This window comes from Chryseobacterium vaccae (genome assembly GCF_009602705.1).
In the GTDB taxonomy this organism is placed as follows: domain Bacteria; phylum Bacteroidota; class Bacteroidia; order Flavobacteriales; family Weeksellaceae; genus Chryseobacterium; species Chryseobacterium vaccae.
The window spans coordinates 904,225-917,159 of record NZ_VSWH01000001.1 but is presented as its reverse complement, the minus strand read 5'-3'; the positions used below and the strand labels follow the sequence as shown (position 1 = coordinate 917,159).

Sequence of the window (12,935 nt, the reverse complement as noted above, 5' to 3'; positions counted from 1 at the left end):
TAAACTAATTTTTAGTGATAATTTTCAATTAAATCAGCTAATAATTGCACTCCAAACCCGGTTGCTGCCTTTTCCTTTGCATATCCTGTACTTCCGAAAGCTACGCCTGCAATATCAAGATGGGCCCATTTAGGGTGGTTTTCAATAAACTGTTCCAGAAATTTAGCTGCTACGATACAGTCTCCAATCGGCTTCATTGAAATGTTTTTCAGGTCGGCAACATCAGACTGAATATCATCTTTCCAGATATCCCATAACGGAAGATTCCACAGTCTTTGGTTGGTTTTGTCTCCGGTTCTGATCAATAGATTTTTAAGCTCTTCATTATTAGAGAACAGGGCACCGCAGGTATCTCCGAACATTCTTACGGAGCTTCCGGTTAGGGTAGCAAGGTCAATCAGGAGTTCTGTCTTATAATTTTTGGCGAGGTAAGAAAGGGAGTCTGCCAGAATCATTCTGCCTTCTGCATCTGTATTTAGGACCTCAATGGTTTTCCCGTTGTAGGCCGTAATAACATCGCTGGGAAGAAATGCCTTCTCAGAAATAGCATTATCTGTGATCGGAAGAATGGCAACGATGTTGAGAGGAAGCTTCATTTCTGCTGCATAAATCAAGGCTCCGATCACAGCTGTTGCTCCGCCCATATCAGACTTCATATAATGCATATTGTCAGGATTCTTTAAAGAAACTCCACCCGTATCAAATACAACACATTTTCCAACCAGGCCGATTGTTTTAGCGTTTTTTACAGTGGTTTTGTATTCCAGAATAGTGAAGGCTGCATCGTAAGCACTTCCCTGGTTTACTGAAAGGTAAGCGTTTAATCCTAATTCCTTACATTTTTTCCTGTTGAACGCCGTATATTTTAATTCATATTTTTTTGCCATATTTTTAAGATATGTGCTTAAAATAACCGGGGTTTTAAGATTGGCTGGCTTGTTAAGCCATTCCTGACAGGCCGTCTGTCCTGCAGTTAAAGCTTCTGCTCTTGTGCTTATGGTATCCAGTTTTTTCTGGCTCAGGTTTTCAAAATGAATTTCGAATTTTGTATTCCAGAAAGGATGGTTTTTGTCAAAAGGATAGCTGTATGTTCCGATAAGAAATCCTGTAATGAATTCTTCAAACTGTTTTTCATTCAGAAAGTCAGCAAGAATCAGAGTGGGTACAGCCTGGAGCTTTTCTTTCTGGGTTTGGGAAAACTTAACGGCAGTTTGCTGGATCTCAAAATCATGTATACCGGATTTGCCTAATCCGATGAAATAGATGATACTTTCTTCGTTAGCATGAACGAAAAATTCATTTTTTTTTCCGGAAAAAAGGGAAGCAATGTTTTTATTGTAATTTTTATTTGATTTTGTCCATTCTTCTTCGGTAAATAATTGGAAGATCTGGGAATAGCTTTTATTTTTTTTATTAATCAGTTTCATAAGTTTAATTTTTAATGCTTTGCTGTTGTGGTTTTACCTCAGCAGGATTTTCTTTGTTATCGTAAAACAGCCATTCAATGGCTCTTGGGAATTCCTGGGACCAGTAAAATTCACTGTGGGTGCCTTCCGGATTCACACTGGTTCTGAATTCAAAATCGAACAGATTATTCTTTTCCCATTTTTTCAGGGATTCTTCAAAAATATGGATTCTCTTGACCATTTTTGAGCCTTCCTGTCCACCTCCATACAGGTAAATCTTTGTTCTGAAAGGAACCCTGAAGTGCATCATCGGAAAATTATTGTTGGGTTCAACCCACAGAGAAGGAGAGAAGATCAGCAGCTTAGAATAGACTTCAGGATACAGGAATCCGCTGTAGATACTAATCAGGGCACCCAGAGAGCTGCCGCCTATTCCGGTATTCTCACGGTCTTTCTTCGTTCGGTAGTTTTCGTCTATAAAAGGCTTTAAGGTATCAGTAATAAAACGGATGTATTTTTTACCTTCCGATCCGTTGGCTATATTGTCGTTATCAAAAATGTATTCTTTAATGCGGTCTTCACTTCCGTGTTCAATAGCAATAATGATGACATCGCCCCGGCCGTATTCTGCAAGGATAGATAGCTTTTTGTCAATTTCCCAGTTTCCGTACCCGCTTCCTTCATTAAATAGGTTTTGGGCGTCCTGGAGATAAAGAACAGGATAACTTTTGCCGGAAACGTAGTAATCATAGGGCAGAAGAGCCCATACTTTACGGTATCGGTCAAGCTGCGGAATATAAAACTCTTCGGAGATCACTTCAGCAATCGGAAAAAATTCTTTTTTGAAAGGGCCCCAGTTGAGTCTCCATTTTTCAATAGTATCGGAAACTTCTCCCACCGATTTTTCAATTTTCCGGTTGGGGGTAATATTTCCGTATTGATCAAGCTCTACATTTTCCCAGCCTCCTTTCGTGAATTTATATTCTATAGTATCCGGGAGAACCTGGCTGTCGATCTCTATGCTGTACGTATTCGGATCAAGCTGTTTGAGTTGATAGTTTGGGTCTCTGGGGTTCCAGTTGTTGAAATTTCCTGTAATGTATACCGTTCTGTCGTCGGTCTCGTCAGTATAAAGTTCAAACTTCATCATGCGTGTTTAATAAAATTGGCAGCTAAATTTATAAAAAAGATTGTTTTAAAACCTTAAAAAAAATAATAGAAAATTTGATATATTTGATAGAAGTGCTGAAGAAGGGAATTAACATAATAATTATTTGATTAATAATTAACGGTTGTTGATAGGAATTTTTGTAGTTTCAAAGAAAAATTAAATACAGTCCGGTCTTGATGAACTCTGTTAAAACATATACGCTTTTTACCGATCATGATGTCTATCTTTTCAAAGAAGGAAGACATTATAAGCTGTATGATAAATTCGGGGCGCATTCGGTGGAAAAAGACGGAATAAAAGGAGTTTATTTTTCAGTCTGGGCTCCCAATGCCAAAAAAGTTTCCGTGATCGGGAATTTCAACAACTGGAATCATAAAGATCATATTTTATTCCCGCGCTGGGATGGTTCAGGGATCTGGGAAGGATTTATTACCGGACTTAGCTGGGGGACGTTATATAAATATGCTGTTGAAACGGCAAGAGGTGAAATCCTGGAAAAAAGTGATCCTTATGCATTAAGCTGGGAGCAGAATATTCAGGCAGCATCATTGGTTTCAACGACCTGGTATGAGTGGGATGATGAACAGTGGATGGAAAACCGCCAGAAAAAAAATAATTTAGAGGCTCCATTATCGGTTTATGAAATTCATCTCGGCTCATGGGTCAGAGAAGGGAATGATCCTAAACGGTTTTTAAATTACCGCGATATTGCTAAAAAACTGGTTCCGTATGTAAAGGAAATGGGCTTTACCCATGTAGAATTCATGCCTGTTATGGAATACCCGTATGATCCAAGCTGGGGATATCAGATTACAGGATTTTATGCGGCTACATCACGTTTCGGCTCTCCACAGGATCTGATGTTTCTGATTGATGAGCTTCACAAGAATGATATCGGGGTTATCCTGGATTGGGTTCCTTCTCATTTTCCCGGAGATGCCAATGGTCTTTACCGCTTTGACGGTTCCTGTCTCTATGAGCATGAAGATCCCCGAAAAGGCTTTCATCCCGACTGGAAATCTTATATCTTTAATTACGGCAGAAATGAAGTGAAATCTTTTCTGATTTCCAATGCGATGTTCTGGCTGGACCGCTATCATGCTGACGGGCTCAGGGTAGATGCCGTAACCTCTATGCTTCATCTGGATTATTCAAGAAATGAAGGGGAGTGGGAACCTAATATATACGGCGGAAATGTAAACCTTGAAGCCAAAGCTTTCTTACAGGAATTTAATATCGCAGTTTATAAAGAATTCGGAGATGATATTATCACGATTGCTGAAGAAAGCTCAGATTTCCCTATGTTGACAAAACCCGTTCATGAAGGAGGTGTAGGATTCGGAATGAAATGGATGATGGGCTGGATGCATGATACTCTGGATTATTTCAAAGAAGATCCGGCCAACCGGAAATACCACCACCATAAGCTGACATTTGCCTCCATGTATATGTATAATGAAAATTATATGATGCCTTTGTCCCATGATGAAGTGGTACATGGAAAAGCAAGCCTGATCTATAAAATGCCGGGCGATGAATGGCAGAAATTTGCCAACCTTCGTGCCCTTTATGTATATATGTACACCCATCCGGGGGCCAAACTGCTCTTTATGGGAGATGAATTCGGACAAACGGGGGAATGGAACTTCACACGGAGCCTGGATTGGCATCTGTTGGAATATCCCGTTCATAAGGGACTTCAGGCGCTGGTAAAAGATCTCAATCATTTATATCAAAAGGAGTCATCATTGTACGAAAACCAGTTTAATAAGAACGGTTTTGAATGGGTAGAAGCAGATGACCTCGAAAATTCGGTGTACGTTTATCTCAGAAAAGGAAAAAAGAGAGATGATATTCTGATGATTATCCTCAATCTTACCCCACATAGTATAGAATACAGGATTGGTGTGAATGCAGGGACCCATTGGGAAGCTGTTCTTAATTCGGATGATGAAAAGTATGGCGGAAGCGGTACAGAAGCAGAAATTCTAAGTGAGAAATATGAAGAATGGATGAGATTCCCGAAATCAATAACAGTGAAGCTGCCTCCTTTAGCAGGAATTGTTTTAAGGCAGCATAAAGATAAAAAATACAAGCTGCACAGAATTAAGTATAAAAAAGATTAATCTTATCCTGAGTATAAAGAAAGGAATACAATGACATTAAAACTATGGTAATATATCATTTAAGTACAGAATGCTATCCGGTAGCCAAAGTTGGTGGTCTGGCTGATGTTGTGGGAGCACTGCCCAAATATCAGAATAAAATAAAAGGAATCTATGCCAAGGTTGTAATGCCCTGGTATAATAAACCCTTTGTTTATGATCATGAATTTGAGATCGTTTTTGACGGATTTATTCATCAGGGAGCCAATATGCTACAGGTGCAGGTCATAAGAGAAAAAACAGATGTGCTGGGATTTGAGCTGTATATGGTGAAAATTCCAGGATTGCTGGACAGGGAAAATCCTTATGGTTATCAGGATGAAAGTTTCCAGTTTCTGGCTTTTCAGCATGGAGTTCTGCACTGGCTGACTGCGATGGAGATCCGTCCGGATGTTCTGCACTGTCACGACTATCATACAGGGCTGGTTCCATTTATGATCGAGCATTGTCCTGAATTTGAATTCTTAAAAGGTGTGAAAACTGTAGGGACCATACATAATGGCGAATATCAGGGGATGATGAGCTGGAATATGGCGAATTATATGCCGGCTTTTGATGCCTATAAATGGGGACTGATGGACTGGAATGGCTTCATGAATCCTTTAGCAAGCATGATTAAATGTTCCAGTGCTTTTACAACAGTTTCTGAGGGGTATCTTGAAGAGCTTTTTGTCAGTTTCAGAGGCTTGGAAAGTCTGGTGCGTGAAGAATTCGGAAAAGCATATGGAATCATCAACGGAATTGATACGGAAGTATGGAACCCGGAGACAGATCCGATGCTGGATTTTAATTTCAATCTCAAAAATGCAGTCGCCCAAAAGAAAAAGAATAAAGAAAAGCTTTGTAAAGAATATGGGCTGAAACCTGAACTGCCACTGTTTGCCTTTATCGGAAGATTTGCCACAGAAAAAGGAGCAGATCTTTTACCGGATGTGGTCTGGAAAAGCATTAAGCAGAGTTATGGTGCTTTAAATATCATGATCCTGGGTTCAGGAAATACCTATATTGAAAACAAACTTAAAGAATACGACTATACCTATACCAATTTTGCTTTGGATTTGGGATACAAAGAACACCTTTCACACAAGATCTATGCTTCTGCGGACTTTTTATTAATGCCGTCAAGAGTAGAGCCGTGTGGATTAAACCAAATGTATTCCATGAGATATGGAACAGTTCCGGTGGTACGATATACCGGAGGATTGAAAGATACGGTGGAAGATATTTCTACCGGAGGAGCAGGGCTGAATTTCACCTATTCCGGGGTAGATGATGTTGTTCATGCGATGAACAGAGCGCTGGCGGTGTATAACCAGAAAGGGGCAATGCGAAATCTTATTCATGCCAATATGAGTTTTGATTTTGCATGGGAGAAGTCTGCGGAAAAATATATAGCTTTATATAATAACTAAAAATAACAGAGGGTATTCCGCAATATGCCGTGCGTAAACACCAAAAAAACTGTAGAACTAATACAATAAAAAACGCAATATAATTTTATGAAACGAAACGTAATCTCCATAGTTTTAGGAGGAGGCAGAGGAACAAGGCTATTTCCATTAACCTATTCCAGATCAAAACCAGCAGTTCCTATTGCGGGGAAATACAGGCTGGTGGATATTCCTATTTCAAATTGCCTGAACTCCGGATTGAATAAGATCCTGGTATTAACGCAGTTTAATTCAGCATCTTTAAATTCCCATATCAAAAATTCATATCATTTTGACATTTTCAGCAAAGGTTTTGTTGATATTCTGGCTGCGGAACAGAACGTTGAAAATGAAAGCTGGTATCAAGGCACAGCAGATGCCGTACGCCAGTCGATGAAGCATCTTGAAAAGTATGATTATGATTATATTCTGATCCTTTCCGGAGACCAGCTTTACCAGATGGATTTCCGTGAAATGCTGGACTTTCATATCGATAACGGAGGTGATCTGACGATTGCAACTATTCCTGTAATTGCCAAAGACGCCACAGGTTTCGGAATCCTGAAATCAGACGATGACGGCAATATCACTTCCTTCTATGAAAAACCAGATTATGATATGCTGGATGGTCTAAAATCTGAGGTTTCAGAAGAAAATAAACATAGAGGAAAAGAATATCTGGCTTCAATGGGTATTTATATTTTCACCAAGAATATTCTGAAAAAAATGTTTGAAGAGGGAGCAGGTGATGATTTCGGAAAAGATATTATTCCAAGCTCTATCGGAAAATATAAAACTTTGAGTTATCAGTATGAAGGCTACTGGACGGATATAGGAACAATTGAGTCTTTCTATGAAGCCAATCTGGACCTGTGTCAGGATCTTCCGCAGTTCAATCTTTTCGGTTCATCGCCTATTTATACCAGAGCGAGAATGCTTCCGCCGTCCAAAATCAACGGTTCTTATGTAAGCAAGGCTGTTTTTGGAGACGGATGCATTATTATGGCAGATAAAATCGAAAATTCCGTGATCGGAAACAGAACAAGAATAGATAAAGGAAGTACTATCGTAAATTCTTACGTGATGGGAGCGGATTTCTATCAGAATACCACAGAAATTGTATTGAATGACAGAAGCGGCCGTCCAAATATGGGAATCGGAAAATACTGCTATATTGAAAAAGCTATTCTGGATAAAAACTGTTACATTGGAGACAATGTAAAAATTACTGGTGGAAAACATATCCCGGACGGAGACTACGGAACTCATTCCGTTCAGGATGGTATCGTAGTTGTGAAGAAAGGAGCGGTACTTCCGCCGGGAACTCACATTGGATAGAAGATTTATTTCTGATGCAGTTTAAAAAAGATGTATGATTTCTCTATTAACGGAAAAGTAATATAAATTAACTAAAGTATACTCTTAAAGTGATCAATATATTGGTCACTTTTTTTATTTGTATTACTTTTGTATGATGCGTTTTTTTAAAATAACAGCCGTAATTCTTGTTCTTCTGGTAGGAGCTTATGCTGCTTCCATGTATTATTTTGTGGATGAAAACAAGGACTTTAAAATTGAAAAAGAGATTGATTATCCCATTGATAAAGTCTTTTCCCAGTTTAATAATCTGCAGCATTTTACCCGATGGAACAACTTTTTTACAAGTTCGCCGTCTATTGATATTGATTATTATACTCCTTATGAAGGACAGGGAAGTGCAATCAGTTATGTAGACCCTAAAAACGATACAGACGGAGAAATGTTCATCCGTTATGAAAATCCGAACAGATCGTTAAGATATCAGCTTTTTGAGGACCGTAATGAAAATCCTACAGTGGTAGACGTTAAATTTAAAGCTGTCTCTGCTGAAAAAACCAGGATTATCTGGAATGTACATACTCCAAAACTTTCTGTTCTGAGAAGGGTTGAGAATTTCTGGACCGAAGACCGTTTTGCCGAAAATATCGATAAAAGCATGGTCAACCTGAAAAATGTTCTGGGTAATAAGGTAGAAAAAGACAATCAGATGGCTGCCATTAAATATGACAGTCTTATGGTTGAAAATGAAGAAGATAAAGTGCTTTTGGGAACCAATGTAAGTGCATCCAACAAGAAAGATGCGCTTTACGAAAATATTGTGATGAACTACAGCAAAGTTTACAATTATGTGACAATGGACCTTGGTAAAAAAGAGGATGAATTCGGGTATCCTGTGCTGGTTACAGATGCAGACAATTACAAAGACAAAGAAATATCTTACTTCCTGGGAATCCCGCTTTCCAAGAAGATTGGTGTGACGGATAATAACTTCAATTTCAGAACCGTAAATCCGTCCCAAAATTACGTCATGTACTACAAAGGAAGCTACGAAGGCAGAATAAGGGCAATTCAGCAGCTAATTCAGAAAGCCAAAAAAGACGAGATGCGCTTCGGAGATATCCGTATGACTTTCATTGAGCGTCCGGTAGAAGGGCAGGAAGTGAATGTTAAGCTCTCATTATCAGTGTTTAAGTGATTTTAAAAAAATAATTTTTTCGATAATTTTTTTTAATGCCTTCAGGCTGTTCCAAATCGGTTTTTTTTATTAAATTTGAAGATTAATTCTACAAATAAATTTTAATAATAGATAAACTGTAATAATGGACAGATTTTCATTCCTAAACGCAGCTCATTCTCAGTTAATTGAGGATTTATACCAACAGTACTTAAAATTCCCGGATTCTTTAGAGCCATCATGGAAAGCCTTTTTTCAAGGTTTCGATTTTGCTTTGGAGAACTATGGAGATGACGATAACATCCAATACATCCAGGCTCCGGCCAGCACTGTACCGGCAGTACAGCAGATCTCTCAGGCTGTAGCAGGCGGAGAGGTTCCTGAGCACATCAAAAAAGAATTCAAAGTAGTAAACCTTATCGAGGCTTACAGAACAAGAGGGCACCTGTTTACCAAAACAAACCCGGTTAGAGAAAGAAGACATTATACTCCTACTTTAGACATTGAGAACTTCGGTCTTTCTAAAGAGGATTTAAATACGAAATTTAACTGTGCTGTTGAAACAGGAATGAAAGAACCTGCAACATTAGCAGACCTTATCAAGCACCTGGAAAATATTTACTGCGATTCTATCGGAGTGGAATATATGCACATCAACAATGTTGAGGAAAAAGATTTCATCAAAAGATGGCTTCAGGTTAACGAAAACCATCCAAGTCTTTCTGCCAATGAAAAAACAGAAATCTTATTAAAATTAAATCAGGCGGTAGCCTTTGAAAGTTACCTTCACACTAAATTTGTAGGACAGAAAAGATTTTCACTGGAAGGAGGGGAGACTTTAATCCCTGCTTTGGATCAGCTGATCTCAAGATCTTCTCAACTGGGAGTAGATGAAGTAGTATTAGGAATGGCTCACAGAGGAAGATTGAATGTATTATCCAATATCTTCGGAAAATCATACAAACAGATCTTCTCAGAATTTGAAGGAAAAGAATTTGAAGAAGACGTATTCTCTGGTGATGTTAAATATCACTTAGGATCATCTAAAAAAGTAAAAACAGCTTCAGGAGAAGAAGTTTGCATCAACCTTACTCCGAACCCTTCTCACCTTGAAACAGTAGCAGCTCTTGTAGAAGGGATCTGCCGTGCAAAGGTTGATGATAAATATAAAGAATATTCTAAGGTTTTACCAATCATCATCCACGGTGACGGTGCTATCGCAGGTCAGGGAATTGCTTATGAAGTAGCTCAGATGATGACTTTGGAAGGATACAGAACGGGAGGAACGGTGCACATTGTAGTAAACAACCAGGTGTCTTTCACCACTAACTTCCATGATGCAAGATCTTCAACTTACTGTACAGACATTGCAAAAGTTACAGAATCTCCTGTAATGCACGTAAATGCTGACGATGCGGAAGCAGTTGTTCATGCAATGCACTTTGCTGCTGATTTCAGAGCAAAATTCGGGAAAGATGTTTATATCGATCTTTTAGGATACAGAAAATACGGTCACAACGAAGGAGATGAGCCAAGATTTACTCAGCCTAATCTATACAAGGCGATTTCTAAACACCCGAATCCAAGAGAAATTTATAAAGAGAAATTAATCAACGACAGCGTTATTTCCAACGATATCATCAAGAAGATGGAAGTAGATTTCAAAGCACTTTTAGATAAAGACTTTGATGCTTCCAAAGAGATCGAGAAAAACGTAATGGATGTATTCATGGCTGAAGACTGGATAAAATATCCAATCGGAAAGAGAGGAGCGGTTCAGTTACCGGTTGATACAAAATATGACTTAGCAAAGCTGAAGGAACTGGCTCTTAAAATGTCAACTCTTCCTGAAGATAAAAAGTTTATCAATAAAATTACAAGACTTTTCGAAAACCGTATCAAGGCTATTGAAGGAAATTCATTAGACTGGGCACTAGGAGAGTGGTTGGCTTATGCTACACTTCTCGTGGAAGGTCACAACGTAAGAATCTCCGGAGAAGATGTGGAAAGAGGTACTTTCTCTCACAGACATGCCGTAGTTAAAACAGAAGATACAGAAGAAGAGTATATCCCTCTAAGACATGTTTCAGAAAGCAGATTTGATGTATACAACTCTCATCTTTCAGAATACGGAGTTTTAGGATTTGATTATGGATATGCAATGGCTTCTCCTAATACATTAACAATCTGGGAAGCTCAGTTCGGAGACTTCGTGAACGGTGCTCAGATCATTGTAGATCAATATCTGGCAGCAGCAGAAGAAAAATGGAAGATTCAGGATGGATTGGTGATGCTTTTACCTCATGGTTCAGAAGGACAGGGAGCAGAACACTCTTCAGCAAGACTGGAAAGATTCCTTACTCTTTGTGCCAACGAAAATATGGTTGTAGCGAATATTACTTCACCAGCCAACTACTTCCACCTATTAAGAAGACAGCTGAAATGGGCATTCAGAAAGCCATTGGTAGTAATGAGCCCTAAATCTTTATTAAGACATCCGAAAGTGGTTTCTCCACTTGAAGATTTTGCAACAGGTTCATTCCAGCCAATCTTAGATGATCCTACAGCAGATCCTAAAAAAGTAGAGAAATTGGTTCTTTGTTCAGGTAAACTGTATTTCGAACTATTAGCGAAGAAAGAAGAACTGAACTGTGAAAATATTGCATTAGTGAGATTCGAACAGTTATATCCGCTTCAGACGGATGCTATCGAAGCAATCTTCAGCAAATATGAGAACAGAAAACAATTGGTATGGGCACAGGAAGAGCCAGAAAATATGGGTGCCTGGTCTTATATCCTGAGAAACTTCAGAAATACAGGAATTGAGGTTATTGCTCCGGTACCAAGTGGTACTCCTGCTCCGGGAAGCCATAAAATGTTCGAAAAGAACCAGAATGCTGTAATCAACAGAGTTTTCGACAGAGATGATGCTCCTGCAAAAAGACCTGTAACAGCTTAATTTAAATAATAATCAATTAAAAAATAAAAAATACTCAATATGTCAGTTTTAGAAATGAAAGTTCCTTCACCGGGCGAATCCATTACAGAAGTTGAAATTGCAACTTGGCTTGTAAAAGATGGTGATTATGTAGAAAAAGATCAACCTATCGCTGAAGTAGACTCAGATAAAGCAACCCTGGAATTACCTGCAGAACAAAGTGGTATTATCACTTTAAAAGCAGAAGAAGGTGATGTAGTACAAGTAGGTCAGGTAGTTTGTTTAATTGATATGGATGCTGCAAGACCAGAAGGTGCTGCACCTGCTGCTGAAGCTCCAAAACAGGAAGAAGCTCCGAAAGCTGCTGAACCTGCTAAACAAGAGGCTCCGAAGCCAGCAGCTCCGGTTGCTGCTCCACAAACTTATGCTACAGGAGCTCCATCTCCGGCTGCTAAGAAAATCCTTGATGAAAAAGGAATGGATGCAGGACAGGTTTCAGGTACAGGAAGAGACGGAAGAATCACTAAAACTGATGCTGAATTAGCGGCTGTTCCTGCGTTAGGTGGAAACCCTCTTACAGCAACAGGATCAAGATCTACAACAACAACAAAACTTTCTGTTCTTAGAAGAAAAATCGCTCAGAGATTAGTTTCTGTAAAGAATGAAACAGCGATGTTAACAACTTTCAACGAAGTTGACATGTCTGAAATCTTCAGATTAAGAAAACTATATAAAGAAGAATTTGCTCAGAAGCATGGAGTAGGACTTGGTTTCATGTCTTTCTTCACTAAAGCAGTTACAAGAGCTCTTCAGATGTACCCGGATGTAAATGCATCTATTGACGGAGATTTCAAAGTAAACTATGATTTCTGTGATATTTCAATTGCAGTTTCAGGTCCTAAAGGATTGATGGTTCCTGTATTGAGAAATGCAGAAAACATGTCTTTCAGTGCGGTTGAAGCCAACATTAAAGATCTTGCTACAAAAGTAAGAGACGGGAAAATTACAGTTGACGAAATGACTGGTGGTACTTTCACCATTACAAACGGTGGTACTTTCGGATCTATGATGTCTACCCCAATCATCAACCCTCCTCAATCTGCAATCCTTGGTATGCACAACATTATCCAGAGACCGGTTGCTGTTGACGGACAAGTAGTGATCAGACCAATGATGTACGTTGCGATGTCTTATGACCACAGAATTATCGACGGAAAAGAATCTGTAGGATTCCTTGTTGCGGTAAAAGAAGGTATCGACAATCCTGTTGGAGTATTAATGGGAGGTGACGAAAGAAAAGGCCTTGGATTATAATTTTATTAAAAATATAA

The 12,935-nt window shown here is 38.9% G+C and carries 8 protein-coding genes; 6 read left to right on the top strand and 2 right to left on the bottom strand.

Going from position 1 to position 12,935, the window contains the following annotated elements; genetic code table 11:
- Positions 1-11: 11 nt before the first annotated feature.
- Positions 12-1,427, bottom strand: coding sequence for a M17 family metallopeptidase (locus FW768_RS04195; RefSeq protein ID WP_153392796.1), 1,416 nt, complete (start codon positions 1,425-1,427; stop codon positions 12-14).
- A gap of 4 nt (positions 1,428-1,431) precedes the next feature.
- The gene (locus tag FW768_RS04190; RefSeq protein WP_153399780.1) at positions 1,432-2,553 is read right to left on the bottom strand and encodes an alpha/beta hydrolase-fold protein; all 1,122 of its coding nucleotides are present in this window, start codon (positions 2,551-2,553) and stop codon (positions 1,432-1,434) included.
- 200 nt (positions 2,554-2,753) lie between these two features.
- Between FW768_RS04190 and glgB the strand changes: the two genes are divergently transcribed.
- From glgB to odhB, 6 genes are all read left to right on the top strand, one after another.
- Positions 2,754-4,703, top strand: coding sequence for a 1,4-alpha-glucan branching protein GlgB (gene glgB / locus FW768_RS04185; RefSeq protein ID WP_185151933.1), 1,950 nt, complete (start codon positions 2,754-2,756; stop codon positions 4,701-4,703).
- 44 nt (positions 4,704-4,747) lie between these two features.
- On the top strand, positions 4,748-6,154 hold the full coding sequence (locus FW768_RS04180) for a glycogen synthase (protein ID WP_153392790.1): 1,407 nt from the start codon (positions 4,748-4,750) through the stop codon (positions 6,152-6,154).
- 87 nt (positions 6,155-6,241) lie between these two features.
- Positions 6,242-7,510, top strand: a complete 1,269-nt coding sequence (locus FW768_RS04175; RefSeq protein ID WP_153392787.1) for a glucose-1-phosphate adenylyltransferase — start codon at positions 6,242-6,244, stop codon at positions 7,508-7,510.
- Positions 7,511-7,643: 133 nt separating this feature from the next.
- Positions 7,644-8,687, top strand: a complete 1,044-nt coding sequence (locus FW768_RS04170; protein ID WP_231128629.1) for an SRPBCC domain-containing protein — start codon at positions 7,644-7,646, stop codon at positions 8,685-8,687.
- A gap of 124 nt (positions 8,688-8,811) precedes the next feature.
- Positions 8,812-11,625: a 2-oxoglutarate dehydrogenase E1 component gene (locus FW768_RS04165; protein ID WP_153392784.1), complete on the top strand. Its 2,814-nt coding sequence runs from the start codon at positions 8,812-8,814 to the stop codon at positions 11,623-11,625.
- Between the two features lie 39 nt (positions 11,626-11,664).
- The gene (gene odhB / locus FW768_RS04160) at positions 11,665-12,918 is read left to right on the top strand and encodes a 2-oxoglutarate dehydrogenase complex dihydrolipoyllysine-residue succinyltransferase (RefSeq protein WP_153392781.1); all 1,254 of its coding nucleotides are present in this window, start codon (positions 11,665-11,667) and stop codon (positions 12,916-12,918) included.
- The last annotated feature ends 17 nt before the right edge of the window (positions 12,919-12,935 follow it).